The organism is Mycolicibacterium gadium (assembly GCF_010728925.1).
GTDB lineage: Bacteria > Actinomycetota > Actinomycetes > Mycobacteriales > Mycobacteriaceae > Mycobacterium > Mycobacterium gadium.
Genome location: NZ_AP022608.1, coordinates 170331 through 196944 on the forward strand (window position 1 = coordinate 170331; position 26614 = coordinate 196944).

The following is a 26614-nucleotide window of genomic DNA, read 5'->3' on the forward strand; positions in this document are numbered from 1 at the left end:
GCTAGGCGTCGGCCGCGATGCGCCAGCCGGCGCTTTGCTGTTGCCGACGCCAGAACTCGGCGAATCGTCCGCCGCGTCGGGTCAGCTCATCGATGGCGCCCTGTTCCACGATGCGCCCGGAGTCGACGAACAGCACAGTGTCGGCGTTGCGGATCGCTTCCTGCCGGTGCGCGACGATGACGCGAGTGCGGCCACGTGGATCGTCTCTGATCGCGTCGGTGATGGCCGTTTCGTTCTCGGTGTCCAGCGCGCTTGTCGCTTCGTCGATCAGCAGAATTCCAGCCGGTTTCACGAGGGCTCGCGCAATGCTGACCCGCTGACGTTCACCTCCGGACAGCGCCGCGCCCGCCTCGCCCACCCGGCTGGACTCGCCGTCGGGTAGGCGCGAGACGATTTCGTCGACGCGGGCCAGCGCCATGGCGTTTCGAAGATCGTCGTCGCGGGCGTCGGGGTGTCCGGCGCGGACGTTGTCCTCGATCGGGCCGTCGAACAGATACGGATGCTGGAACACCATGCTCACCAGCGCCCGCCGCGTGGCCGCATCGAGTTCGTCGATATCGGTGCCATCGACGAGTATCTGGCCGCGGGTGGGAGCTTGCAATCCCGCGATGAGCGAGAGGATCGTGCTCTTACCCGAACCCGATGGGCCCACGATCGCGGTCGTCGTTCCGGGTTCGAGCACGAAGTCGAGCCCGGCGAGCACGTCACCGGCGCCTGGGGCACCGTCGTAGCGGAAAGCCACATCGCGGAATTCGATTCGCGGCGCGCGGTTTCCGGTGGCGGCAACGCCCCCGTCGGCCGCTGCGCGGGGGGCGTCGATGACGTTGCGCAGGCGGTTGAGCACGCCGCGTGAGTTCTCGACGGCCCCGGCCAGGTCGGCGAGCACGTTGAAAGGTTCAAGGAACCGCACCGTGACGATCAGCAGCGCGACGGCCTCCGGGGCGCCGATCTGACCCCGCACCGCGAGGGTCGTGATCGTGCCCGCCAGCAGGATCAGCGCGAGTTGGCTTGCCACGCTGAACATCAGCTGCCCGGGAATCTGAAACAGCAGCAGCCGCATGGTGGCACCTTGTGCGGTGGCCACCGCCTCGCCGGTCTGGCTGCGCGCTGCCGTCGCCCTTCGGCTGGCCCGCAGCGCCTGCTGCGTCCTGGCGAATTCGAGGATGCGTTCGGTGAGCGCGCTGTGCGCGCGACTGTCGGCGGCGTCAGCCGCCCGCACGATCCGCTGGCTGGCCACCAGTGCGCCCAGCATCAGGGGCAGCGCGATGGCCGCCGCCACGCCCAACTGCCATGAGACGAAGAACAGTGCGAGCGCGATCGCCGCGGGTAGCAGTATTGCGCCGAGGAATGGTGTGAGCAGGTTCGCGACGAAGGACACCAGATCCGGTGCGCTGGCGGCGATCGCCTGACGCGCCATCGCGGTGTTGTCGGTGGTGAACCATCCCAGCGGGACGTCGGTGAGCCGGTCGGCCATCCGGTGCTGAGTGTCGTTCGCCAACGCGAAACCGATGCGATAGCCGATACGCGCCTGGATCATGTCGACGATCCAGCCGCCGACGGTGGCCCCGGTGAGCGCGCCCAGCCACGGCAGGGCATCGGCGGGTGCCGAACTGAACAGGGCGGCCAGCAGCGGTACCAGCAATAGTGCGCTGGTGGCGCGCAGGATCACCGAAACAAGGGTCAAGACTGCATAACTTGTGAGTGCGCCGCGGTACCCGGCGGGGACCAGCCGGATCAAGTTGCCGATCATCGGGCGGCCTCTCCGGTGAGTGCTTCCGCGTATGTGCCGGTTTCGCCCCTGCTCTCCCACAGTTGCCGGTAACGGCCGTCGGCGGCGAGCAGTTCGGTGTGGGAACCGATCTCGGCGATACGCCCGCCGTCGAGGACGACGATCTGGTCGGCTTCGGTGATGGTGTGCAGCCGATGTGCGATCACCAGCACCGTGCGGTGGTGGATGAGGCGGCTCAATGCCCGTTGCACCAGGTACTCCGATTCGGGATCGGCGAACGCGGTCGCCTCGTCCAGGATCAGGATCGGGGTGTCGGCGAGTAATGCCCTGGCGATGGTGAGCCGTTGACGCTCGCCTCCCGACAGCTGGCTGCTCGCACCGAGCTTCGTCTGGTATCCGTTGGGCAGCCGCATGATCCGGTCGTGGATCTGTGCGTCCGTCGCCGCCGCCTCGACCTCAGCGTCGCTCGCGTCGGGTCGGGCCAACGCGATGTTGTCCCGGACCGTGCCTCCGATGAGCTGGACATCTTGGAACACGAAACCGACCTGCCTGTACAACTCGTCGGGCTCCAACGTGCGCACATCGCGCCCATCGATGCTGATCGAGCCGAAGTCGACGTCGTGAAAGCGCGCGAGAAGCGATGCCAGCGTGGACTTTCCGGACCCGGAAGGGCCCACCAGTGCGGTGACGGTCCCCGGCCGCATCGCCAGCGTGACGTCTTGGATGACGGGAACTCCGGGGCGGTAGCCGAAGCTCACGTTGTCGAAGGTGACGGTTCCCGGTTCGGCGACAGGCGCCGTCACCGGGGCGTCGTCCGCGTCCATGGTGGCCAGTTCGGCCTCGTCGAGGGCCACGGCGATGCGACGGGCGGCCTGCATCCCCTCGCGCAGACCGGCGAATCCGAACGCGATGCCGAGCAGGCGGGTACCGAACGTCGTTCCGAGGATCAGGAACGGCAGCATGGTCAACGGTTCCATCGCGCCGGAGACGACGAGCAGGGTTCCCGCGGAAGCGATGAGCCACAGGAACGTTGACGGCCGAGTGACCAGGTCCATGAACGTCTTCTTGCCGATGAACGGGCGCTGCCAGACGTTGATGAAGTCGATGTACTCGTCGAGTCGATGACGGAATGACGACGCCGCCGCGCCGCCGAACACCCGGATCACCGGCTGACCCTCGAGGTAGGCCGCAGCCTCGCCGTTCATCCGCTCGGCCCACCGCGACGCCTCGGTGATCTTCGGACCGCTCTGGTACACCATCGTCCACGTGGTGACGAGGTACACCAGGATCGGCAGCAGCAGCACCAATGCGAATCGCCAGTCGACGACGAACAGGTAGACCAGCACGGCGATCGGCGCGACGACGGCGGCGACGGCATCGGACACCGCATGGGTGACGAGGTAGTGCAACGACAGGGTGTCGTCCTGGATGAGTTTCTTGACCGCGCCGGATCCGCGTCGGGTGAACCATCCCAGCGGTACCCGGGCGAGTTTGTCGATCAGCCGTCGACGAACAGCGGCGTTGAAACGCATGTCAACGACGTGCAGCCACAACAACAGTGCGGCGCTGAGCGCGGCGCCCGTTCCGAGCAGCGCCACGAAGACGATCAGGGTGCTGCGCAACGCGGACTCACCGGCGCCCGCCAGCAGCTGCCTGGCCAGCTCGACCAGAACGATGAAGGGAACCAACTGAATCAGCGTGATCAGCGTTTCGAGAATGCCGGTCGCGATCAGCTGCGGCTTCACCGGAGCCAATAGATCCTTGGCGGCCTGCGAACGCCACCGTCCCCTGGGTGCCTCCGCGGGGACGAATGCCGCGTTGGTCTCCTCGACGGCACCGTGTTGGGACTCTTCGGCCGCGGGCTTGTCCTCGTTGTCGCGGCGGCTGCCCATCTCGCGGCCCTGCGTCCAGTACGCCTGTGCCTGCAGGTCGGACTTCGGGAATCCGAACACGTCGCGCATGCGCTTCCGCAGGTGCTTGAGCGAGCCTGCCTCCGGTCCCGCCCATGCCGACCAGTTCGACCAGTCGCGGTCCTCGATGGCTGCGGCGAGCGCGAGGTCGTCGGTCCTGTCCACCCAGTGCAGTGCCCGGCGTGGATGGTCGTTGATCGGGATGAGTTCGTCGTCGCGACAGTGCCGTTCGAGGTACACCTCGACGTCCACATCGTCCGGTAGCGCCGCGAGGATCGAGTTGATCGCGGGTATCGACGCCGAGTCGCCGATGAGCAGATAGCCGGCGGGCAATTCTTGGGGAACCGCGAATCCTTTGGACCCCAACGCGACGACGGGAAGGGTCATCCCCGGTTTGGCTCTGGCCGCCCAGTGGCTGGCCGGACCCGACGGCTCGTGAAGGACCATGTCCACCGCGAATCTGCCTGACTTCGGCTCGGTCCAGACGAGTGTGTAGATGCGCTGGAACTCGCTGTCGGTGCCGTCGGGGTCGGGAAACCAGAAGCGCAGAAACGCCGTCGGCTCGACGACGACGTCCTGGAAGATCGTCGGTGAGGACATGGTGATCCGGACGAAGTGCGGCGCCACCCGCACGACTTCGGTGACCGTGGCCTGGTGGTCACGCCCCCCAAAGCTCCGCAGCAGGGCTCCCTGCAGGCCTCTTCCCATGTCCAGTCCTCTGCTCGGCGAATGTCCGATCACGGCGGCCCCCGCCGTGCCCGACCTTCGAAGAGGTGGCGAGAGACCTGTGATTAGTTAGCCTAGCCTAACCTGCATGGAAGCCGGGGCGTCCCGCCCGGCGGGTGTATTCCGCCCCGCTGACATGCCCCGGCTGATCTACCGTTATGGCGGTGACCACCCGGCGCGCGCTGAGCGTTGTCGCCGCGCTGTGGATATCGGCGGCCGTCATCTTCATCGGTTTCGAGGCCATCGCGGCGGCCGCGATCCCGTCTTACAGCTACACCGCGAAGTACATCAGCGTGTTGGGCGTCCCCGAATGGTCACCGCGCGCGATGCTGATGAACTGGGGTTTCTATCTTCAGGGCGCACTGTTTCTCGCCGGTGCTGTGGTCGCCGTGCGCGCCGTGCATACGCGACGGTCCGGCGTGGCCTTCCTGTTGCTGACAGCCACGAACGCCGTCGGGAATTTCCTCGTCGGATTCGTGCACGGCTTCTCGCCGTTGTGGAACGACGGCTACGAATGGCTGCACGGGTTTGGCGCATTTCTCGCGATAGGCGGTGGAAACGCGGCGATCGTGGTGGGTTCAGTGGTAGTTGGCCGTGCCGTGTCGGCTCACTGGTATCAGCCCATCGGGGTGATGATGGGAGTGGCGGGCCTGGTGTTCGCCGCAATGCTGCACACGTACGCCAGGTGGGCGGTCGACTTTTCGCACATCGGCCTCGTCGAACGGGCTTGTGTGTACACGATCATCGGCTGGCAGGTTTTCACCGGCATCGTCCTATTGGCCCGACCCCGCAAAAACGTTGCGGCGCCACGCGTGGAAGAAGAAGGAGTGGGTTGATGGCCGAGACGACGCGAGTGGTGCTGGCCGACGACGACGTTCTGCTGCGGGCCGGTTTGGCCAGCCTGCTCGAGGGCGCCGGGTTCGAGGTCGTGGGCCAGGCCGACGACGGCGGCCAGTTGCTCAACCTGGTCCGCGCGATGACGCCCGACCTCGTGGTGACCGATATCCGGATGCCGCCCACCAACACCAGCGAGGGCTTGGACGCCGCCCGACAGATCCGAGAAGAACTGCCGCGCACCGCGATCATGGTGCTGTCCGCACACATCGCTGTCGACGACGCGATGGATCTGCTGGCCGCGGGGGACCGCATCGGTTATCTGCTGAAGAGTCGCATCACCGATGTCGCCGATTTCATCGATTCGCTCGAGCGTGTCGCGCGGGGCGCTTCGGTGGTCGACCCGGCCCTGGTGCGCGAACTCGTCTCGGCGCGCAAGCGGGACGACCCACTGAGCGTGCTGAGCGAGCGCGAGAGCGAGGTCCTCGCGTTGATGGCCGAGGGCCGATCCAATGCCGGTATCGCGCACCGTATTTGGGTGACCGAGGGCACGGTGGAAAAGCACATCCGCAGCATCATGAACAAGCTGAGCTTGCCCGAGACCGGTGAGGATCACCGCCGCGTGCTCGCGGTGCTCGCCTTCCTCGACGCCCGCTAGATCGACACCTGTTCGGACATGGGTACATCCATGTCGAATACGCGCGCGTGCAGCACGATCCGGTTGCGCAGTGCCGAACGCACGGCTCGGTGCAGCCCGTCCTCCAGATAGACGTCGCCGTTCCACTTCACCGCGTGCGGGAACAGGTCGCCGTAGAACGTCGAGTCCTCCGAGAGCAACCGATCGAGTGCCAGCACGGTCGTCGTCATGACCAGTTCGTCGAGCCGGATCTGTCGGGGCGGGATCTGCGCCCACTGTCGATGCGACAGCCCGTGATCGGGGTAGGGCCTACCGTCGAGAACGCCCTTGAAGATCACCGGAGCCGCCCCGGCTTCGGCTTCTGGCCCCGCGCCACCAACCCCCGCGTCGTCCCCCGAGGCAAACGCATCACTCGCCGAGGCTATCGCAAACGGCTAGTTCGCAACGCAATCATCCGCCGTGCGGTATCGCCGCTGATGATGCCCGTAAAATGAATCAACGGTACGAGAAAGGTAGGTGAACGCATGGGTAGCGCCGATGATCGACGATTCGAGGTGCTGCGCGCGATCGTCGCCGACTTCGTAGCCACCAAGGAGCCGATCGGCTCGAAGTCACTCGTAGAGCGCCACAACCTCGGCGTCTCCAGCGCGACTGTCCGCAACGATATGGCGGTCCTGGAGGCCGAGGGTTACATCGCCCAGCCGCACACGAGCTCGGGTCGGGTGCCGACGGAAAAGGGCTACCGCGAATTCGTCGACCGGCTCGAAGATGTCAAGCCGCTGTCGTCGGCCGAACGCAGCGCGATCCTGGGGTTCCTGGAATCCGGCGTCGACCTGGACGACGTGCTGCGCCGCGCGGTGCGGCTGCTCGCTCAGCTGACCCGCCAGGTCGCGATCGTGCAGTATCCGACGTTGTCGACGTCGTCGGTGCGCCACCTCGAGGTGGTCGCGCTGACACCGGCTCGGCTGCTGCTTGTCGTCATCACCGACACAGGTCGCGTCGACCAGCGCATCGTCGAACTGGGCGACCCCCTCGACGAGCAGGACGTGGCCAAGCTGCGCGATCTGCTGGGCCAGGCGCTGGAAGGCAAGCCCTTGGCCGCCGCGTCGATCGCGGTCGCCGATCTGGCGTCGCAACTCAATGGCAACGGCGGGCTGGCCGACGCCGTCGGGCGGTCGGCCACGATGCTGGTAGAGACGCTCGTCGAGCACAGCGAGGAGCGGCTGGTGCTGGGCGGGACGGCCAACCTGACCCGTAACACCGCTGACTTCGGCGGGTCGCTGCGGTCAGTCCTCGAAGCGCTCGAGGAGCAGGTTGTGGTGCTGCGACTGCTGGCGGCGCAGCAGGAGGCCGGCAAGATCACCGTGCGGATCGGCCATGAGACCGAGGCCGAGGCGATGGCCGGAACTTCGGTGATTACCACCGCATACGGAAGTTCGGGCAAGGTGTACGGCGGCATGGGTGTGCTGGGCCCCACCAGAATGGACTATCCCGGAACTATCGCCAATGTCGCCGCGGTTGCTCTCTACATCGGGCAAGTGTTGGGTAGCCGGTAGTACCGGCGACGAATAGACACGAACCAGCAGGAAAGGTCAGGCAAGGTCAGCGTGGCACGCGATTATTACGGGATGCTCGGCGTGAGCCGAGATGCGAGTGACGCGGAGATCAAGCGCGCGTACCGAAAACTGGCCCGAGAACTGCATCCCGACGTCAACCCCGACGAGGAGGCCCAGGCGCGGTTCAAGGAGATCAGCGCTGCCTACGAGGTCCTCAGCGATCCCGAGAAGCGCCGCATCGTCGACCTCGGCGGCGATCCGCTGGAATCGGCCGCCTCCGCAGGCAACGGGTTCGGCGGTTTCGGGGGCCTCGGCGACGTGTTCGAGGCGTTCTTCGGCGGCGGAGGCAACTCCCGCGGGCCGATCGGCCGGGTTCGGCCGGGTTCGGACTCGCTGCTGCGGATGCGGCTGGACCTTTCCGAATGTGCGACGGGGGTTACCAAGCAGGTCACCGTCGACACCGCCGTACTCTGCGACCTGTGCCAGGGCAAGGGCACCCACGGCAACTCCAAGCCCATCACGTGTGACACCTGCCACGGAAACGGTGAGGTGCAGACCGTGCAGCGCTCGCTGCTCGGCCAGGTGATGACATCACGGCCCTGTCCGGTGTGCGGCGGAATCGGCGAGGTCATCCCGGACCCGTGTCATCGGTGCGGTGGCGACGGTCGAGTGCGGGCACGACGCGAGATCAGCGTCAAGATCCCCGCGGGCGTCGGTGACGGTATGCGCGTCCGGCTGGCTGCACAGGGCGAGGTCGGGCCCGGCGGCGGGCCGGCGGGCGACCTCTACGTCGAGGTGCACGAGAAGGCCCACGACGTGTTCGTGCGCGACGGCGACGATCTGCACTGCACCATCTCGGTGCCGATGGTCGACGCGGCACTGGGTACCACTGTCACCGTCGACGCGATCCTCGACGGCCCGACGGAGATCACCATCGCGGCGGGCACCCAACCGGGACAGGTCACGACGCTGCGCGGACACGGGATGCCGCACCTGCGATCCGGGGTGCGCGGGGATTTGCACGCCCACATCGACGTCGTGGTGCCGTCGCGACTGGACCACGACGACATCGAGCTGTTGCGCAAGCTGAAGGAGAAGCGCAGCCGCGACACCGCCGAAGTGCGGACCGCGCATGCGAATTCGTCCGGCGGCGGACTCTTCAGCCGTCTGCGCGAAACGTTCACCGGTCGCTGAGAGACGTGACCCGGGACCCCATCGCTCCACGCGTCGCCGGGGCGCTCTTCTACGTCGACGCGCTGCCCGCAGAAGGTGAGCTCGCCGTGGTCGACGGCGAAGAAGGCTTCCATGCGGCCAACGTCCGGCGCATCCGGCCGGGCGAGAAAATCGACCTGAGTGACGGTGCCGGTGCGGTGGCCCGCTGCGTCATCGAAGACGTCGGCAAGGGCATCCTGACGGCCCGCGTGTGCGACCGCAGGACCATTGCGGCACCCACTCCGAGCATCACCGTCGTGCAGGCGCTCCCGAAGTCGGACCGCTCCGAGCTGGCCGTCGAGCTGGCCACCGAGGCAGGTGCCGATTCGTTCGTCGCATGGCAGTCGGCGCGCTGTGTGGCGCGCTGGGACGGACAGGCCCGCGTGGACAAGGGACTGCGCCGCTGGCGGGCCGTCGCCACGTCGGCGGCGCGGCAATCGCGGCGGCCGTACATCCCCGATGTCAGCGGCGTGGTGTCGACGAAGGAGCTGGTGGAGCGGGTGCGCGACATGGCGACCACGCCGGTGCTCGTCCTACACGAATCCGCGACGCAGCCGATCACCGAGGTGCCCGTCGCCGATGCCGAGACGCTGCTTCTGCTCGTCGGACCTGAAGGCGGCATCGACGACGAGGAGATCGCCGCGCTGTCCGGAGCGGGTGCCACCGTCGTGCGGCTCGGGCCAACGGTGTTGCGCACGTCGTCGGCGGCGGCGGTCGCGTTGGGGGCTCTCGGTGTGCTCACCCGGCGCTGGTCGTGAGCGCGCCTGCGGCTCAACCATTGGGTTGCATCGGTACCCGGCGGTAAACTGGGTACTCCCAGGCAAACAAGCAGGCCAAACCGGAAAGCAGGCAGAAAACCGCACGTGACGCCCAGCGAAACGAACGCTGACTCCGACGCGACCGTTCGCAGCAGCATCGATGTTCCGCCCGACCTCGTCGTGGGCCTGCTTGGATCCGCCGACGGCAACCTGCGCGCACTCGAACGCATCCTCGCCGCCGACATCCATGTCCGCGGCAACGCGCTGACTTTGTCCGGTGAGCCGGCCGATGTGGCGCTGGCCGAGCGGGTGATTTCCGAGCTCGTCGCGATCGTCGCCAGCGGACAGCGGCTCACCGCCGATACCGTCCGGCACAGCGTCGCCATGCTCACTGGCACCGGCAATGAATCACCCGCGGAGGTACTGACCCTCGACATCCTGTCGCGGCGCGGCAAGACCATCCGCCCGAAGACGTTGAACCAGAAGCGTTATGTCGACGCCATCGACGCGCACACCGTCGTCTTCGGCGTCGGCCCCGCGGGCACCGGCAAGACGTATCTGGCAATGGCCAAGGCCGTCAACGCATTACAGTCCAAACAGGTCAACAGGATCATCCTCACCCGCCCCGCGGTGGAAGCCGGTGAGCGCCTTGGGTTCCTGCCCGGCACGCTGAGCGAGAAGATCGACCCCTATCTGCGGCCGCTGTACGACGCGCTCTACGACATGATGGATCCCGAGTCGATCCCAAAGTTGATGAACGCCGGCATCATTGAGGTCGCCCCGCTCGCATATATGCGGGGAAGGACGCTCTCAGACGCATTCATCATTCTCGACGAGGCGCAGAACACCACCAGCGAGCAGATGAAGATGTTCCTGACTCGCCTCGGGTTCGGGTCGAAAATCGTTGTCACCGGCGATATCACGCAGGTGGACCTGCCCGGTGGCGCATCGTCGGGACTGCGGACGGCCATGCGGATTCTCGACGGCGTCGACGACATCCATTTCGCCGAGCTCACCAGCGCCGACGTGGTGCGGCACCGGCTGGTGGCCGACATCGTCGACGCGTATGCGAAGTCCGAGGAGCCCGAGTTGATGAACAGAGCGCAGCGACGTGCCTCTGGCAGTCGGCCGCGGCGGTAACGGAACAAGCCCATGAGCATTGAGGTGTCCAACGAATCGGGCATCGACGTTTCCGAAGAGGAACTGATCAGCATCGCCCGATTCGTCATCCGCAAGATGAAAGTCAACCCCGCCGCCGAACTGTCGATGGTGCTGCTCGACACGTCGGCGATGGCGGACCTGCACATGCGGTGGATGGACCTGCCCGGTCCCACCGATGTGATGAGCTTCCCGATGGACGAGCTCGAGCCGGGCGGGCGGCCCGACGCGGCCGAACCGGGGCCGTCGATGCTCGGCGACATCGTGCTGTGCCCACCGTTCGCCGCCGATCAGGCTGCCGCGGCGGGTCATTCGCTTGGCCAGGAACTCGCGTTGTTGACGGTGCACGGCGTGTTGCACCTGCTCGGGTACGACCATGCCGAACCCGATGAGGAGAAGGAGATGTTCGCGCTGCAGCGTCAACTGCTTGAAGAGTGGGTCTCCGACCAGGTCGAGGCGTACCACCAGGACCGCCAGTCCGAGAAGGACCGGCGTCTGTTGGACAAGTCCCGATTCTTCGACGAACAGTGAACAATCTCGGTCAGTTGATCGGCGCGATCGTATTGGTCGGCGTGGCGGGTCTTTTCGCCGCGACCGACGCGGCGATCAGCACGGTATCGATGGCGCGCGTCGAGGAACTCGTGCGCGACGAGCGTCCCGGTGCGGTGCGGCTCGCGAGGGTGATGGCCGAGCGCCCGCGCTTCATCAACCTCTGCGTCTTGCTCCGAATTGCCTGCGAGGTCAGCGCGACGGTGCTGTTGGCTGCCTTCCTCGACGACTATTTCGGGGTGAGCTGGGGACTGGTCTCGGCAGCGGCGATCATGACGGTCGTCAGCTTCGTCGCGATCGGTGTCGGCCCGAGGACCGTCGGCCGGCAGAACGCCTATTCCATCTCGCTGGTGGCTGCGCTTCCGCTGCAGGCGATTTCGATTGTGCTCACCCCGGTGAGCCGCCTGCTGGTGCTGCTCGGCAACGCGCTGACACCGGGCCGCGGTTTCCGCAACGGGCCGTTCTCGTCCGAGATCGAGCTGCGTGAGGTCGTCGACATGGCGCAGCAGCGCGGGGTGGTCGCCGACGACGAGCGACGGATGATCCAGTCGGTGTTCGAGCTCGGCGACACCCCGGCTCGCGAAGTGATGGTGCCGCGCACCGAAATGGTGTGGATCGAGGGTGACAAGACGGCGGGTCAGGCGACCTCGCTGGCGGTGCGCAGCGGACACTCGCGCATCCCGGTGATCGGTGAGAACGTCGACGACATCATCGGTGTCGTCTACCTGAAAGACCTTGTCCAGCGGACGTATTACTCCAACAACGGCGGACGCGACACCAAGGTGTCCGAGGTGATGCGGCCCGCGGTGTTCGTACCGGACTCCAAGCCGCTGGACGCGCTGCTGCGGGAGATGCAGCTCGACCGGGTTCACATGGTGCTGCTGGTCGACGAATACGGTGCGATCGCCGGACTGGTCACGATCGAGGATGTGCTCGAGGAGATCGTCGGTGAGATCGCCGACGAGTACGACACCGATGAAGTCGCACCGGTGGAGGAGCTGGGCGAGCGGCGGTACCGCGTGTCGGCGCGACTGCCGATCGAGGATCTCGGCGAGCTGTACGACATCGAGTTCGGCGAGGACCTCGACGTCGACACGGTCGGCGGCCTGGTGGCCTTCGAGCTGGGTCGTGTCCCGTTGCCGGGTGCCGAAGTGACATGGGACGGGCTGCGACTGCTCGCCGAGGGCGGGCGGGATCATCGCGGGCGTGTCCACATCGGGACAGTCCTCGTCAGCCCGAACGAGCAGCCGGAGGGCGACGATGAGTGAGCTTGATGCCGAGGACGCCAAGTTGGTCACGCTGGCGCGCGGCGCGATGGGCCGGGCCGAGGCGTCCTGCGGTGCGGCGGTGCGCGACCTCGACGGGCGCACCTACGCCGGCGCTCCGGTCTCTTTGGACTCGCTGGAGCTGACCGCGCTGCAGGCCGCCGTCGCGGCGGCGGTGTCCAGCGGCGCGACCGGATTGGAGGCCGCCGTGCTGGTCGGTGGAAGCGTCGACGACGCCGGCGTAGCCGCGGTGCGCGAATTGTCGGCGGACGCCGTCGTCATCGTCACCGACCGGGCGGGTAACGCGCAGTGACCGAGTTTCGTTCGGGCTTCGTCTGTTTCGTCGGGCGGCCCAACACCGGCAAGTCGACGCTGACGAACGCACTGGTCGGGACAAAGGTGGCGATCACCGCCAACCAGCCGCAGACCACCCGGCACACCATCCGCGGCATCGTGCACCGGGAGAACTTTCAGATCATCCTGATCGACACCCCGGGCTTGCACCGGCCGCGCACGCTGCTGGGCCAGCGGCTCAACGATCTGGTCAAGGACACCTACTCCGAGGTCGACGTCATCGGGCTGTGCATCCCCGCCGACGAACGGATCGGACCGGGGGACCGTTGGATCCTCGAGCAGATCCGCGCGATCGCGCCAAGGACCACGCTGGTCGCGATCGTCACCAAGACCGACAAGCTGGCACGCGATCGCGTTGCCGCCCAACTGATCGCGGTGAGCGAGCTGGTGGGCCGGGACACCGAAATCGTTCCCGTGTCGGCGACCACCGGCGAGAACCTCGACGTGCTGACCGATGTGCTGGCCGCACAGCTGCCGCCGGGTCCGGCGTTCTATCCCGACGGCGAGCTCACCGACGAGCCCGAAGAAGTGTTGATGGCCGAGCTGATCCGCGAGGCCGCACTCGAAGGTGTGCGCGACGAACTACCGCACTCACTGGCTGTGGTCATCGAGGAGGTCGAGCCACGCGAAGGGCGGGACGACTTGATCGATGTGCACGCCATTCTCTACGTCGAGCGCGACAGCCAAAAGGGCATCGTGATCGGCAAGGGCGGCGCCAGGCTGCGTGAGGTCGGCACCGCAGCCCGTATGCAGATCGAAAAGCTCTTGGGCACAAAGGTTTATCTCGACCTACGGGTCAAGATCGCCAAGAACTGGCAGCGCGACCCCAAACAGCTCGGCCGGCTCGGGTTCTGAGCGCTGGGGAGCGATCCGGCGCCGCTGGTCACAGGTACGCGATGCAGTGGGCCGCATCGCCCGGCGCCTGCTCGGCGACCACTGTGCCGTCCAAGGTGATACGGCATCCCTGGCTACCGGTCTTGGTGACCACGACGACTTGCAGCAGCGCCACGTCGGGACCGATCGACACGGTCTGGGTGAACGGCGCCGCGGTGTCTTCGGGGATGCGGCCGCCCGGATCGAGGTCGATCGAGTACACCGTGCCTGATCCGGTGACCTCGTAGACGACGGTGCGCGATTGCGCGGATGCCGGCGCGATGCCGATGCCGGCCGATATCGCGGCCGCCGCGAATGTCAGCGCGGCGACCCTTGCGCAATTGATGCTCATGAATCCTCCCGAAATTCGCTGCGGGTGGATAGTTCAGCCCGGGAAGCCGGCGCCCGGCTGGCCGAACGGCCGGTTCGGTGACTGCACGGGAGGTGCGCCGTCACCCTTGCCGTAGACCGCGACCACGACGGTGCGGTCGATCAGATTCGCTGACCACACGCCGATGTCGACGTTCGAGCAGTCCGACATGATCGCGTTGTAGTCAGGCCGGTGATACCACTGGTTGATCAACTCGATGCCGCTGATCGCCAGCGCCGGATTGATGGCCGTCGTCTCGGCCACGGGTCCGGCGTAGCCGGCGTTGCGCGCACGGTCGGCCACAGTCGACCCGTCCGAACCGATGTCGCCGTTCAGCGCCCGGTTGTTGAGGACGTCGTTGGTGTGCCACTGTGCGGCCAGCCGCAACTTGGGATTGATCTTGATGTCGGTGGTGCACCCGGCCTGGTGCTGCATGGTGTAGACGTTGGCGACCACGCTGTCATTGAGCCGCTTGTTGTCAGCGCCCGCCGTCGGTGTCCCGAGCACGTTGCCGGCCGCCACCACCAGGACCGGGAGTGCGTATGCCCCGTGCCACGCTTTCATGGGCGATGACACTACGCCACTTCGCCAGGCCTGATCTCCTCAATGGAACGACCGGTCGGGTCCGGGTCCGGAGCCATCGACGGCGTCCACCACACCTCCGGCTGCTTGTTGGCCCAGCCGTTGATCGCCTCGAGCGCGGCGGCCAGTGAGATCAGCAACGGCTCACTGTTGGCCGGACCCATCAATTGCACCCCGATCGGCAGACCAGTGGACGTGAACCCCGCGGGCACGTTGATCGAGGGCCAGCCCAGCAGGTTCCACGGCCAGGTGACGGGACAGGCCCGGATCATGGCGCGATCGGTGGCCAGCCCGCTGAGGGTGTCGTAGTCGTGGACGTTGGGGGGTGGTTGGGCGGTGGTCGGTGCCAGCACGACGTCGACGAGGTTGAAGATCCACTCGATCCGGCGGTGCGACGCCGCCTCGCGGGCGCGCGCCTTGCGCAGCGTGTGCTCCGACAGCATCCAGCCGGTCCGCATGTTGGCCTTCGTGCGCTTGTCGAGGTCGACGCCGTATCCCAGGCGGTCCGCCCAGTCCAGCAGTCCCGCGGTCGAGCGCGACAGGAAGCTCCACGACATGGCCAGGTTGTATGCGGGGTCGGCTTCGACGATCGTATGCCCGAGCTCTTCGAGCCGTGCCGCGGTGGCTGCCATCGCGGCACGGATCTCGGGGTGCAGTTTGGCCCGGAAGACGGTGTACGGGAACTTCGTGGACAGCGCGATTCGCAACGGTCCCGGTGCTCGGCCGACGTAGTCCGACACGTGGACGGGCGGCGGCTGGTGCAGGTCACCGGGGACGTTGCCCGACGCCGCGTCGAGCACGATCGCCGCGTCGGTGACCGTACGGGCGAGCACACCGTTGACGGTGATGCCGTTGAACGCTTCCGGCAGCGGCCAGGTGGAGATCCTGCCGCGCTGGGGTTTGATGCCGACGAGATGCGTCCACGCTGCGGGGATGCGGACGCTGCCGGCCCCGTCGGAGCCGATGGCCGCGGCCACCAGGCCCGCGGCTACCGCGGCGGCGCTGCCGCCCGACGATCCGCCCGGTGTGTGCTCGCGCGACCACGGATTACGAGTGTGTCCGAAGGCCGGTCCGCTGGTGAACGGCCACTGGCCCAGCTCGCAGGTGTTGGTCTTGCCGACGATCACCGCGCCCGCGGCCTTGAGGCGTCGTACGACTTCGGAGTCCTCGCGTGCGGGCTCGATGTCGCCCGCCGCGCCGAATCGGGTGGGCACGCCCTTGACGTCGACGTCGTCTTTGACGGCGATGGGTATGCCCAGGAGCGAATGTTTTGAAAGATCCTGGCCCGCTGCGCGTTTGCGGTCCGCCTCGGCGGCGTCCGCCAGCGCTTGTTCGGTCAGCACCACCCGGAACGCGTTGAGCGTGGGCTGGCTGGCGGTGATCGCGTCCAGTGAACGGCGCACCAGGTCGTCGGACGTGACGGAACCACTCGCCAGCTGAAAAAGCTGCTGAGTGAGCGTGGGGAAACGGGTGGGCTCGACCATCACCTCTAAAGTACCGGCGCTGCGTACACCGAACATGTCCGATCGCAATGGGAGACTGTTGTGATGCGGCTGTACCGGGATCGAGCGGTGGTGCTGCGTCAGCACAAGCTCGGTGAGGCCGATCGGATCGTCACCCTGCTCACCCGTGACCACGGGTTGGTGCGCGCGGTGGCCAAGGGGGTGCGGCGCACCCGCAGCAAGTTCGGGGCCAGGCTGGAGCCGTTCGCGCACATCGATGTTCAGCTGCATCCCGGCCGGAATCTCGACATCGTCACCCAGGTCCAGGCCATCGATGCGTTCGCCACCGACATCGTCAGCGACTACGGCCGCTACACCTGTGCGTGCGCGGTCCTCGAGACAGCCGAGCGCCTGGCAGGTGAGGAGCGGGCTCCGATGCCCGCACTGCACCGGCTGACCGTCGGCGCGTTGCGGGCGGTGGCCGACGGCAGCAGGCCCAGGGAACTCGTACTGGACGCTTACCTGTTGCGCGCCATGGGAATCGCCGGTTGGGCTCCTGCGCTGACTGAATGCGCCCGCTGCGCGGCGCCGGGGCCGCACCGAGCGTTCCACGTCGGGGCCGGGGGCAGCGTGTGCGTCCATTGCAGGCCGTCGGGCTCGGCGACACCTCCGCAGGCGGTGATGGACCTGATGGCCGCGCTGTACGACGGGGACTGGGAGCACGCGCAGACGTCGACGTCGTCGCATCGTAGCCAGGCCAGCGGCCTGGTCGCCGCGCACCTGCAGTGGCATCTGGAACGGCAGCTGCGGACGTTGCCGCTGGTCGAACGGATGTACCGGGTTGATCAGACAGTCGCCGAACTACGGGTTCCGCTGGTCGGGCAGGATATGGCGCATGGCTACCAAGAGGGGCAAGGAGAAGTACCCACAGCTGCCCCCGGCGCCTGACGACTATCCGACATTTCCCGACAAGTCGACGTGGCCGGTCGTCTTCCCCGAACTGCCGCCCCGCACCAACGGCAAGTTCGCACGGCCGCCACAGCACACGTCCAAGGCGGTTGCCCCCGAGATCCCGGCCGGTCAGGTACCCAATCACGTCGCGGTGGTGATGGACGGCAACGGACGGTGGGCCACCCAGCGCGGGCTGCACCGCACCGAGGGGCACAAGATGGGCGAAGCGGTGCTCATCGACATCACCTGCGGAGCAATCGAAATCGGCATCAAGCACCTGACCGTATACGCGTTCTCGACCGAGAATTGGAAGCGCAGCAGCGAAGAGGTGCGCTTCCTGATGGGGTTCAACCGCGAGGTGGTGCGCAGGCGTCGCGAGAATCTCAACGACATGGGTGTGCGGATGCGCTGGGTCGGTTCGCGGCCGCGCATGTGGCGCAGCGTCATCAAGGAGTTCGACATCGCCGAGCAGATGACTGTCGACAACGACGTCATCACCATCAACTACTGCGTGAACTACGGCGGCCGTACAGAGATAGTCGAAGCGGCCCGCGAGCTTGCGCAGCAGGCGGTGGACGGCAAGATCAACCCGAGCCGGATCAGCGAGGCGGCGTTCGCCAAGCATCTGCACCGCTCCGACATCCCCGACGTCGACCTGTTCATCCGGACGTCGGGGGAGCAGCGGGCAAGCAACTTCCTGCTGTGGCAGGCGGCCTACGCCGAGTACGTCTTTCAGGACAAGCTGTGGCCCGACTACGACCGCCGCGACCTGTGGGAGGCGTGCGAGGAGTATGTGCACCGCAACCGTAGATTCGGCCGAGCCGAATGATGTACATGAGCGGCGGGGCCTAGATGTCCATGCAGGATCGACTGGCCGCTGTCCTCGGCGAAGTCCTGGTGCTGAATCGGGAGGATGACGGCGCGATCACGCTGCACCACGACGGCACGATCGCGTCAATACGGGTGGTCGATATCGCAGAAGGCCTCGAGTTGGTGTCGCTTACGCAGATCTTGGCGTGGGATCTGCCATTGGACGCGAAACTGCGGGCGGCAGTAGCCGACCATGCCCACCACACGCTTCTCGGCACCGTGTCCCTTGCGGCGAAGAGCGGCCACAAAGAGGTCGCGGCCGGGGCCAAACGCAATTCCAAGAAAGTCGCGGATGTGTTGCTGCGCTACAACTTTCCCGCAGCGGGTCTCACCGACGATGCCTTGCGCACGCTGATCCTGATGGTGCTGGCCACCGGTTCCGACGTGCGGCGCGCCCTAACCTGACGGCTGGGCGCTCGTGCACGCCCCGCACAGTCCGAAAATCTCGATCGTGTGACTGATGTCAGAGAAGCCGTGCTTGCGGGCGACTTCGGTCGCCCACGTCTCGACCTGATCGCCCTGTACCTCGACGGTCGAACCGCACGCCCGGCACACCAGATGGTGGTGATGGCCGTCGGAGCAGCGCCGGTACACGGCCTCGCCGGTGTCGGTGCGCAGCGCGTCGACGACGCCTGCGGCGGCCATCTGCTGCAGGGTGCGGTAGACGGTGGTGAGCCCGATACCCTCACCGCGCCTGCGCAATTCGTCGTGCAACTCCTGGGCGGATCGAAATTCGTCGAGCTTGTCCAGTAGTGCGGCGATCGCGGCGCGCTGCCGGGTGGAGCGAACACCGGTCGCGGCCGCCGCGGGCCCCGTCACCCGTGGCCCTCCGCAGCGTGCGTCACGGCTGCGACGACGATGTCAGCCAGGTGGTGATCGACCAGCCGGTACATCACCTCTCGTCCCGATCGCGAGCCCGCGACCACCCCGGCGGATTTGAGGATCCGCAGATGCTGGCTGACCAACGGTTGGGGCACCGCCAGCGCGTCGACGAGTTCGTGAACACAGCGCGCGGACTCGCGCAGTTGCAGGACGATCGCGATGCGCACCGGGGCGGCCAGCGCCCGCAACAGGTCGCCGGACGTGTCGAGCACCTCGCGGGGCGGCAGCTCGGGAAACGGCTCGCCGCTGTGATCGTGACCGTTCTCGACGGGATCTTCGGCGAAAGTGGAAACCGTTTTCATTATGGCGCCCAGAATACATGCAGACTTGCGCATGTCAACCGTGTGCGAGCTTCTCGCTAGGGTGTTATCCCGTGGCTTCCATCATCGACACCGTCGCCAACCTCGCCAAGCGTCGTGGACTCGTCTTCCAGTCCGGCGAGATCTACGGAGGCACCAAGTCGGCGTGGGATTACGGCCCACTCGGGGTGGAACTCAAGGAGAACATCAAGCGCCAGTGGTGGCGTTCGGTCGTCACCGGTCGCGACGACGTCGTCGGCCTGGACAGCGCGATCATCCTGCCCCGCGAGGTGTGGGTGGCCTCAGGGCACGTCGAGGTGTTCAACGACCCCCTCGTCGAGTGCCTGAACTGCCACAAGCGCCACCGTCAGGACCACATGCAGGAGGCGTACGCCGAGAAGCAGGCGAAGAAGGACGGTGTAACAGTCGACCCCGATTCGGTGCCGATGACCGAAATCGTGTGTCCGGACTGCGGCACGAAGGGGCAGTGGACCGAGCCGCGCGATTTCAACATGATGCTCAAGACCTACCTCGGCCCGATCGAGACCGAGGAGGGCCTGCACTATCTGCGTCCCGAGACGGCGCAGGGCATCTTCGTCAACTTCGCGAACGTCGTCACCACCGCGCGTAAGAAGCCGCCATTCGGTATCGGGCAGATCGGCAAGAGCTTCCGCAACGAGATCACGCCGGGCAACTTCATCTTTCGCACCCGCGAGTTCGAGCAGATGGAGATGGAGTTCTTCGTCGAACCCGACAGCGCCCCCGAATGGCACCAGTACTGGATCGACACGCGGCTGCAGTGGTACGTCGATCTCGGCATCGACCGCGACAACCTGCGGCTATACGAGCATCCGAAGGAGAAGCTGTCGCACTACAGCGACCGGACCGTCGACATCGAGTACAAGTTCGGCTTCCAAGGCAACCCGTGGGGTGAGCTCGAAGGTGTGGCGAACCGGACCAACTTCGACTTGTCCACCCACTCAAAGCATTCCGGCGTCGACCTGTCGTTCTACGACCAGGCGACCGAAACGAGGTACGTGCCCTACGTCATCGAACCGGCAGCCGGCCTGACGCGGTCGCTGATGGCGTTCCTGGTCGACGCGTATCACGAGGACGAGGCGCCCAACGCCAAGGGTGGGGTGGACAAGCGCACCGTGCTCCGGCTCGATCCGCGGTTGGCTCCGGTCAAGGCCGCGGTGCTGCCGCTGTCGCGCAACGAGCAGCTGTCGCCGAAGGCGCGTGATCTCGCCGCCGAACTACGCAAGTCCTGGAACGTCGAGTTCGACGATGCGGGCGCCATCGGACGGCGCTACCGCCGCCAGGACGAGATCGGCACGCCGTTCTGCGTGACGGTCGACTTCGACACACTCGAGGACCAGGCCGTGACGATCCGCGAACGCGACGCCATGACTCAGGAGCGCGTGGCACTCGACGCCGTCAGCGACTATCTCGCTATCCGGCTCAAGGGCGCCTAGAAGCGGCCGCCGCCGCCGAACATCCCGCCGCCGCCGCCGGAGCCGCCGAATGATCCGGGACCGAATCCGCCGCCGCCGAATCCGCCACGCATCCCTCCGCTGAGAATGTTGCCGATGAGGATGCCGCCGATGATTGCGCCCATGTTGCCCCCACCGCGACCGCCGGACGGACCCATATACGAGCGTTGCGCGTTCTGCAGATCGGTGTTGGCCAGGGTCTGGGCCTGCGACGCCAGCATGGCTGCGCCGTTGGCGTGCGCGATGGCCTCGGCCGGATCGGTCGAACGTTTCTGCTCGGCGGCGCCGATGTGCCGGACGGCCTCGGCCAGTCGGGTGCGAGCCTCCGGACCGACGATGCCACGGCGAGTATCGATGAAATCCGACACAGATCTGATCCGCGACCGCGCGGTGAACAGCGCCTCTTCCAACGCCCGATTGAGTCGCTCGGCTGCCTCCCGTTCCTGCTCGACCGCCGCCAGCAGCCGGTCAAGATCCGCGTCGGCTTTGGTCAGTTCGGTGAAAGAACCAAGCGGGTCAACAGATTTCGAGCGCTGGGCGGTGGCCACCGCGGCCGCCGCCGCGTCGCGGGCCTCGGCCAGTTGTGCTGCCTGCGGCGCATTGCCCTGCTTTAGCAGGGCGCCGGCCTGCTTGATGCCGTTCTGAATGTCTTCGATCGCTGACGGCAGGGTGGCGACCGCTCGGCGGATATCGCTGGCAGCGCTGTCCACCGCGTCCAGCAGCCCGCGCGCCTGGGCCAAGGCCGACTCGGCCGCGCGGACGCATTCGACGAGTTCGGTCTGTCGCCCTGCCACCGGCCGGAGGGCAAGATCACGCCCGCGGCCGATGTTTTCGTCGGCGAAGGTCAGCAACTCCTTGGCCGCGTCTACGTTGCCGGCCACCGAGCTCAGCGCCGTCGCGTCGAACTCGCTGTGCAGTCGCGCGAGCTTCTGCCCAGACGAGTCGAGCCGGGCGGTGATGTCGACCACCTGCTGGGTCATCGCGTCGAGCCGGGATGGCGCGTTGATCACCAGATTCCGCAGATCGGCGAAGGCGTCTTGCTGCGCGTCCAACTCACGATCAGCCTTGGCGGCGGCGACCACGACACGAGTCAGCAAGTCGCGACGCTGCGCCGGCGTCTCCGGGATGGCGTCGTCGAGGATCTGACGGACGTTGAACGCTTGGGCGAGAGTCGTCTTCGCGTTACCGACCGCACGCGTGAACGGCTCGGTCCGGTCCGTGCCGAACTCCTCGACGGCCAGTTCGAGTTCGTGCTCGCTGGTGCGCACGGCGTTGTCCACCTCGACCACCATTGCGCGCGACAGGTCGTCGAGGGCATCGAGCGACACCGCCGACAATGCGTACGGATCGGTGGGATCGATCCGGCGTGCTGCGGCGAACTCGGCTTCGCGACGCTTGCGCCGTCGTCGTCGCTGCCAAACCATCAACAGCACGACCGCAAGTGCGATCACCCCCAGCACCACCACCAACCCGAGCCAGCTGACACGCGCGTTCGAGCCCGGGGACTGAGCGAGCCCGTCGGCCGCCCCCACCGCCGCTGCAGCCCAGTCGTTTTGGCGCAGGGCAGGCTCGATATCGTTGCGCCGCACGCTTTCCACCCGGCTGGAACTCAGCTCGGTGGCGCTGTCGGGTACAAGGAAGGCATAGGCACGATCGACTGTGGCCACCGCCAGGAGCGCGTCGAAATCACCGAGGTCGCTGGCCCTCATCGTGTTGCGCGCCCAGGCTTCGGCCGGCTGACCGGAGAACGACTCGACGTAGACGACCCACAACCGGGTCTTGCGACTGGCGTACAACTCGTCGACTGCCGACGTCACCTGTGCCAGGCCGGCGCTATCGAGGACACCCGCACGGTCGGTGACATAACCCGGGAGTCGGAACGGAGGCTCAGCAGACGCCGACGGCGCGATGAGCGCACCGACGACGATCGTCGCGAGCAGGAGGGTCAGCAAGCGGGCGATGCGCATGGTCGCCAATCTAGTGTGCGGCACGGCCGCACCGGTTGGTGCTGGCAGACTGTGCGGCGGTGGCAGCGAATCAGGATCCCTACGACGAGTTCGACCGCGAGCGGCTGGTGGTCGAGCCGCCGAAAGCTGCCGCGTTGCCGGGCACCGGCACCGAGCACCGTACCGATTTCGCGCGCGACCGCGCCCGGGTGCTGCATTGCGCCGCGCTGCGCAGGCTGGCCGACAAGACCCAGGTGGTGGGGCCGCGCCAAGGGGAGACTCCGCGCACCCGGTTGACGCACTCGTTGGAGGTCGCGCAGATCGGCCGCGGTATGGCCATCGGCCTGGGCTGCGACCCCGACCTCGTCGACATGGCCGGGCTGGCCCACGACATCGGCCATCCCCCGTACGGTCACAACGGCGAACGCGCCCTCGACGAGATCGCCGCGGAATGCGGCGGCTTCGAGGCGAACGCGCAGAACTTCCGTATCCTGACCCGGCTGGAGCCCAAAGTTCTTGGCCCGCAGGGTCACAGCGCCGGATTGAACCTCACTCGCGCGGGACTGGATGCGGTGACGAAGTATCCGTGGCGCCGCGACGGTCAGCGGCGCAAGTTCGGGTTCTACGAGGACGACTCAGCCGCCGCGGACTGGCTGCGCTCGGGTGCGCCGGAGGAAGAGCCGTGCCTGGAGGCGCAGGTCATGGACTGGGCCGACGACGTGGCCTACTCGGTGCACGACGTCGAGGACGGTGTCGTGTCGGGCCGGATCGACATGCGGGTGCTGGCCGACGACGACGCGGCCACTGTGCTGGGGCGCCTCGGCGAATCGAGCGGGATGGGGGCCGGACTGCGCTCCGACGATCTGGTGGCCGCCGCAGGCCGGCTGTCGAATCTGCCCGTCGTCGCGGCCGTCGGCAAGTATGACGGCACATTGGCCGCGTCGGTCGCGCTCAAGCGACTGACGAGTGAACTCGTCGGACGATTCGCGTCCGCGGCCATCGCGGCGACCAGGGAGGTGGCCGGAACGGGGCCGCTGGTGCGGTACCAGGCCGAGCTTCGAGTCCCGGGGCTGGTCAGGGCCGAGGTGGCGGTGCTGAAGATCTTGGCGCTGCAGTTCATCATGTCCGATCCACGGCACCTGGAACTACAGGCACAACAGCGCGAACGCGTGCACCGCGTCGTGGAGTGGACGCTGTCCGGCGCACCCGCCACGCTCGATCCGATCTTCGTCCCGGCGTACAACGCCGCCGAGTCCGACGGCGCCCGGATGAGGGTGGTCATCGACCAGGTCGCTTCATTCACAGAGGGGCGATTGGAGCGTTTGGAACCGGCCTAAGCCTGATCGCGTGCGACGCGGCGCGCTCTAGACTGGGCCGGTGGCCGGCCGCATCCCCGATCGTGACATCGCGGCCATCCGTGAACGCGTACGCATCGAGGAGGTCGTCGGCGACTACGTGCAGTTGCGCCGGGCGGGTGCGGACTCGCTGAAGGGCCTCTGCCCGTTCCACGACGAGAAGTCTCCGTCGTTTCATGTGCGGCCCAATCACGGGCACTTCCACTGCTTCGGCTGCGGCGAGGGTGGCGACGTCTACGCCTTCGTCCAGAAGATCGAGCACGTCAGCTTCGTCGAGGCCGTCGAACTGCTGGCCGACCGCGTGGGCTACACCGTCACCTATACCGGCGGCTCGACGACCAACGTGCAGCGCGACCGCGGCAGCCGCAGCCGGCTGCTGGCGGCCAACGCCGCCGCCCAGGAGTTCTACGCCGAGGCGCTGAAATCCGACGAGGCCGCACCGGCGCGCGAGTACCTGATCAAGCGAAACTTCGACGCCGACGCCGCGTCGAGGTTCGGCTGCGGATTCGCCCCGTCGGGGTGGGAGACGCTGACAAAACACTTGATGCGCAAGGGTTTTGAGTTCAAGGAGCTCGAGGCCGCGGGCCTGTCTCGCGAGGGCCGACGCGGCCCGATGGATCGCTTCCACCGTCGCCTGCTGTGGCCGATCCGCGCCAGCGGCGGGGAAGTGATCGGCTTCGGTGCGCGGCGCATCTTCGACGACGACCAGATGGAAGCGAAGTACGTCAACACCCCGGAGACCGTGCTGTACAAGAAGTCGTCGGTGTTGTTCGGCCTCGATCTGGCCAAACGCGACATCGCCAAGGGACACCAGGCGGTCGTGGTCGAGGGCTACACCGACGTGATGGCGATGCACCTCGCCGGGGTGACGACGGCCGTCGCCTCCTGTGGCACCGCCTTCGGTGACGAGCACTTGGCGATGCTGCGGCGACTCATGATGGACGACAACTTCTTTCGCGGTGAGCTGATCTACGTCTTCGACGGTGACGCCGCAGGACGCGCCGCGGCGGTCAAGGCGTTCGAGGGTGAACAGAATCTCGCCGGGCAGTCGTTCGTCGCCGTCGCCGACGACGGCATGGACCCCTGCGATCTGCGGCTCAAGGCTGGCGACGGGGCGCTGCGAGATCTGGTGGCGCGCCGTACCCCGCTGTTCGAGTTCGCCATTCGCACCGCGCTCGCCGAGCACGACCTCGACAGCGCCGAAGGCCGGGTGAACGCGTTGCGGCAGTGCGTGCCGATGGTCGCGCGGATCAAAGAGCCCATGCTGCGCGATGAATACGCCCGTCGACTGGCCGGTTGGGTCGGGTGGGAAGACGTCGCGCAGGTGATCGGCCGGGTGCGCGAGGAAGCACAGAAGCGCGGTATGCCCGAGCGCGGACGGCGCCGCACCCCGGCGACCGACGAGACCGCGTCGCGCCAGGCCCGCCATGTGGCAGGCGCGGCCCAACGTCCCGATCCGGCCGATCCCACGCTGTGGCCGCAGCGGGAGGCGCTCAAGTCGGCGCTGCAACACCCGGCGCTGGCCGGTCCGGTGTTCGACTCGCTGACCGTCGAGAGCTTCACCCACCCCGGCTATGCCGCGGTCCGGAAGGCGATCGACGCCGCAGGGGGAGTGGCCGCGGGGCAGTCCGGTGGGCAGTGGATCGATGCGGTGCGCGGACATGCGGGGTCCGAGGCCGCCGCGGGCCTGGTCAACGAGCTCGGCGTGGAAGCCATCAATGTCGACGACGACGAGAAGATGCGGCGCTACATCGCCGGAGTGATGGCGAGGCTGCAGGAAGTGTGGGTCGGACGGCAGATCGCCGAGGTCAAATCCAAGCTGCAGCGCATGTCTCCGGTTGAGCAGGGCGACGAGTATCACGCGCTGTTCGGGGACCTGGTCGCCATGGAGGCGTATCGCCGCAGCCTGCTCGAACAGGCCAGCGGCGACGACCTCACTGCGTGACGTCGCGTAACGCGATAGGGTAGGCGCGCGATCAACCGTCGGGGAACGGTGTAGAAAGGCTCATTCGTGACATCGACCAAGAACCAGGCACGTCGGCTCATCGCCGTAGGCGCGTTTGCGGTCGCCGCCGTCGCGGCGCCCCTCGCAGCATCCACGCTGACGAGCGACGCGACGGAGACCGTGGCACTGCCTCCCGGCTGTCTGGCGTGGTTCGGTAACGCGGAAGACGGCAAGTGCCTGGGCTACTCCAACGGCAACGGAGTGAACATCGGTACCCCGGAATTCGGGTTCGAAGGCGGCAACGGATCCAACGGCGGCGCGGGCTTCTCCACGGGCCCCCTGATCCCGGGCCGCACCATCACCGAGCCGTACGCACCCTAATCAGCGCTGCCGGCCCTTCGGCGCGGCCTCCGGTCCGATCACGGTTGTTCCGTGGTCGATCTCTGTCAGCGTGACCAACTGTGGGTCCGGCGACACCCGGTCCGCGATCTTGCGACGTCCCGCGTCGATCACCGCTTTGGCGGCCGGGCTCTCGGTGACCGCCTTGTATGTCCCGGCGATTTGTTCATACCGGCGTCGGCCCGCCTTCGTACCCAACACGTAGCCGACAGCCAATACGGCGACATACCGGATCACAAGACCCCTCCCGGACGACGGTGCCATTCCACGTCCATCCTGCCTCACATCCCTGGGTGCGCGTGGGGCGGAGGCGCATTGGCGATGCGAGTGGGAGGTGCGCTAGAGTCATGCCTCGGCCCGCGCTGATGAACACGTCGCGGGTGAGCCGTCCCCTGTAGCTCAACTGGCAGAGCATTCGGCTGTTAACCGAAGGGTTGCTGGTTCGAGTCCAGCCGGGGGAGCAAGATCCATCGAACGAATGGTGCCGTCGGGTATCGCCCATTTTTCCAAGAACTCTCC

The 26614-nt window shown here is 66.9% G+C and carries 27 protein-coding genes and 1 tRNA gene; 18 read left to right on the forward strand and 10 right to left on the reverse strand.

From position 1 onward, the window contains the following. Position 1 precedes the first annotated feature (1 nt). Complete coding sequence (locus tag G6N36_RS00750) at positions 2–1750, reverse strand: ABC transporter ATP-binding protein (protein ID WP_163684134.1); 1749 nt, start codon at positions 1748–1750, stop codon at positions 2–4. Further along, a complete protein-coding gene (locus tag G6N36_RS00755) occupies positions 1747–4347 on the reverse strand; it encodes an ABC transporter ATP-binding protein/permease (protein ID WP_163684136.1) in 2601 nt (866 codons plus the stop codon). The genes G6N36_RS00750 and G6N36_RS00755 overlap by 4 nt, the downstream gene beginning before the upstream one ends. A 182-nt stretch (positions 4348–4529) precedes the next feature. Between G6N36_RS00755 and G6N36_RS00760 the strand changes: the two genes are divergently transcribed. Further along, positions 4530–5201, forward strand: a complete 672-nt coding sequence (locus G6N36_RS00760; protein ID WP_235689929.1) for a DUF998 domain-containing protein — start codon at positions 4530–4532, stop codon at positions 5199–5201. Next, positions 5201–5857, forward strand: coding sequence for a response regulator (locus tag G6N36_RS00765; protein ID WP_163684140.1), 657 nt, complete (start codon positions 5201–5203; stop codon positions 5855–5857). Before G6N36_RS00760 ends, G6N36_RS00765 begins: the two co-directional genes overlap by 1 nt. Here G6N36_RS00765 and G6N36_RS00770 read toward each other — a convergent pair. Next, complete coding sequence (locus G6N36_RS00770) at positions 5854–6174, reverse strand: type II toxin-antitoxin system VapB family antitoxin (RefSeq protein ID WP_083125293.1); 321 nt, start codon at positions 6172–6174, stop codon at positions 5854–5856. The genes G6N36_RS00765 and G6N36_RS00770 overlap by 4 nt on opposite strands. Positions 6175–6360: 186 nt before the next feature. Here G6N36_RS00770 and hrcA point away from each other — a divergent pair, with 186 nt between their 5' ends. The 8 genes from hrcA (at position 6361) to era (ending at position 13543) form a co-directional block, all read left to right on the forward strand. After that, positions 6361–7392, forward strand: a complete 1032-nt coding sequence (hrcA, locus tag G6N36_RS00775; protein WP_163684142.1) for a heat-inducible transcriptional repressor HrcA — start codon at positions 6361–6363, stop codon at positions 7390–7392. Positions 7393–7443: 51 nt separating this feature from the next. Further along, on the forward strand, positions 7444–8586 hold the full coding sequence (dnaJ, locus tag G6N36_RS00780; RefSeq protein WP_163684144.1) for a molecular chaperone DnaJ: 1143 nt from the start codon (positions 7444–7446) through the stop codon (positions 8584–8586). A 5-nt stretch (positions 8587–8591) separates the two neighbouring features. Beyond that, on the forward strand, positions 8592–9362 hold the full coding sequence (locus G6N36_RS00785) for a 16S rRNA (uracil(1498)-N(3))-methyltransferase (RefSeq protein ID WP_163684146.1): 771 nt from the start codon (positions 8592–8594) through the stop codon (positions 9360–9362). Positions 9363–9467: 105 nt separating this feature from the next. Continuing rightward, positions 9468–10502, forward strand: coding sequence for a PhoH family protein (locus G6N36_RS00790; protein ID WP_163684148.1), 1035 nt, complete (start codon positions 9468–9470; stop codon positions 10500–10502). A 12-nt stretch (positions 10503–10514) separates the two neighbouring features. Beyond that, on the forward strand, positions 10515–11051 hold the full coding sequence (gene ybeY / locus G6N36_RS00795) for an rRNA maturation RNase YbeY (protein WP_163684150.1): 537 nt from the start codon (positions 10515–10517) through the stop codon (positions 11049–11051). Next, positions 11048–12337: a hemolysin family protein gene (locus G6N36_RS00800; RefSeq protein WP_163684152.1), complete on the forward strand. Its 1290-nt coding sequence runs from the start codon at positions 11048–11050 to the stop codon at positions 12335–12337. Before ybeY ends, G6N36_RS00800 begins: the two co-directional genes overlap by 4 nt. Then, positions 12330–12647 carry a cytidine deaminase-like protein gene (locus G6N36_RS00805; RefSeq protein WP_163684154.1) on the forward strand — a complete coding sequence of 106 codons (318 nt, stop codon included), beginning with the start codon at positions 12330–12332 and terminating at the stop codon, positions 12645–12647. Before G6N36_RS00800 ends, G6N36_RS00805 begins: the two co-directional genes overlap by 8 nt. After that, positions 12644–13543: a GTPase Era gene (gene era / locus G6N36_RS00810; protein ID WP_163684156.1), complete on the forward strand. Its 900-nt coding sequence runs from the start codon at positions 12644–12646 to the stop codon at positions 13541–13543. The genes G6N36_RS00805 and era overlap by 4 nt, the downstream gene beginning before the upstream one ends. 28 nt (positions 13544–13571) lie before the next feature. On the opposite strand, the gene G6N36_RS00815 is transcribed toward era, so the two are convergent. The 3 genes from G6N36_RS00815 to G6N36_RS00825 are packed head-to-tail and all read right to left on the reverse strand — an operon-like array spanning position 13572 to position 15997. Then, positions 13572–13913 carry an MmpS family transport accessory protein gene (locus tag G6N36_RS00815; protein ID WP_163684158.1) on the reverse strand — a complete coding sequence of 114 codons (342 nt, stop codon included), beginning with the start codon at positions 13911–13913 and terminating at the stop codon, positions 13572–13574. A 33-nt stretch (positions 13914–13946) separates the two neighbouring features. Further along, complete coding sequence (locus G6N36_RS00820) at positions 13947–14495, reverse strand: CAP domain-containing protein (RefSeq protein WP_163684160.1); 549 nt, start codon at positions 14493–14495, stop codon at positions 13947–13949. A gap of 11 nt (positions 14496–14506) precedes the next feature. Next, complete coding sequence (locus tag G6N36_RS00825; protein ID WP_163684162.1) at positions 14507–15997, reverse strand: amidase; 1491 nt, start codon at positions 15995–15997, stop codon at positions 14507–14509. Between the two features lie 63 nt (positions 15998–16060). On the opposite strand from G6N36_RS00825, the gene recO reads away from it, so the two are divergent. Genes recO through G6N36_RS00840 form a run of 3 tightly spaced genes read left to right on the forward strand, consistent with a single transcriptional unit; the run spans position 16061 to position 18181 of the window. Beyond that, the gene (gene recO, locus G6N36_RS00830; protein ID WP_163684164.1) at positions 16061–16903 is read left to right on the forward strand and encodes a DNA repair protein RecO; all 843 of its coding nucleotides are present in this window, start codon (positions 16061–16063) and stop codon (positions 16901–16903) included. Next, entirely contained in the window at positions 16851–17735 is an 885-nt protein-coding gene (locus tag G6N36_RS00835) for a decaprenyl diphosphate synthase (RefSeq protein ID WP_163684167.1), read from the forward strand. The genes recO and G6N36_RS00835 overlap by 53 nt, the downstream gene beginning before the upstream one ends. Positions 17736–17758: 23 nt before the next feature. Then, positions 17759–18181, forward strand: coding sequence for a hypothetical protein (locus G6N36_RS00840; RefSeq protein ID WP_163684168.1), 423 nt, complete (start codon positions 17759–17761; stop codon positions 18179–18181). On the opposite strand, the gene G6N36_RS00845 is transcribed toward G6N36_RS00840, so the two are convergent. Then, a complete protein-coding gene (locus G6N36_RS00845; protein ID WP_163684171.1) occupies positions 18173–18595 on the reverse strand; it encodes a Fur family transcriptional regulator in 423 nt (140 codons plus the stop codon). The genes G6N36_RS00840 and G6N36_RS00845 overlap by 9 nt on opposite strands. Next, entirely contained in the window at positions 18592–18960 is a 369-nt protein-coding gene (locus tag G6N36_RS00850) for an ArsR/SmtB family transcription factor (RefSeq protein WP_163684173.1), read from the reverse strand. The genes G6N36_RS00845 and G6N36_RS00850 overlap by 4 nt, the downstream gene beginning before the upstream one ends. A gap of 17 nt (positions 18961–18977) precedes the next feature. Between G6N36_RS00850 and G6N36_RS00855 the strand changes: the two genes are divergently transcribed. Beyond that, positions 18978–20432: a glycine--tRNA ligase gene (locus G6N36_RS00855; RefSeq protein WP_235689930.1), complete on the forward strand. Its 1455-nt coding sequence runs from the start codon at positions 18978–18980 to the stop codon at positions 20430–20432. Here G6N36_RS00855 and G6N36_RS00860 read toward each other — a convergent pair. Then, a complete protein-coding gene (locus G6N36_RS00860; protein ID WP_163684177.1) occupies positions 20429–22417 on the reverse strand; it encodes a TPM domain-containing protein in 1989 nt (662 codons plus the stop codon). The two genes, G6N36_RS00855 and G6N36_RS00860, sit on opposite strands and share 4 nt — an antisense overlap. A 59-nt stretch (positions 22418–22476) precedes the next feature. On the opposite strand from G6N36_RS00860, the gene G6N36_RS00865 reads away from it, so the two are divergent. From G6N36_RS00865 to G6N36_RS00875, 3 genes are all read left to right on the forward strand, one after another. Next, the gene (locus G6N36_RS00865; RefSeq protein ID WP_163684179.1) at positions 22477–23733 is read left to right on the forward strand and encodes a deoxyguanosinetriphosphate triphosphohydrolase; all 1257 of its coding nucleotides are present in this window, start codon (positions 22477–22479) and stop codon (positions 23731–23733) included. 40 nt (positions 23734–23773) lie between these two features. Beyond that, a complete protein-coding gene (gene dnaG, locus G6N36_RS00870; protein WP_163684181.1) occupies positions 23774–25696 on the forward strand; it encodes a DNA primase in 1923 nt (640 codons plus the stop codon). 66 nt (positions 25697–25762) lie between these two features. Further along, the gene (locus G6N36_RS00875; protein ID WP_163684184.1) at positions 25763–26077 is read left to right on the forward strand and encodes a DUF7155 family protein; all 315 of its coding nucleotides are present in this window, start codon (positions 25763–25765) and stop codon (positions 26075–26077) included. Here the strand turns inward: G6N36_RS00875 and G6N36_RS00880 are convergent, their stop codons facing one another. Next, entirely contained in the window at positions 26078–26332 is a 255-nt protein-coding gene (locus G6N36_RS00880; protein WP_163690286.1) for a hypothetical protein, read from the reverse strand. 151 nt (positions 26333–26483) lie between these two features. Between G6N36_RS00880 and G6N36_RS00885 the strand changes: the two genes are divergently transcribed. Then, positions 26484–26556: transfer RNA gene (locus G6N36_RS00885), tRNA-Asn, on the forward strand. The last annotated feature ends 58 nt before the right edge of the window (positions 26557–26614 follow it).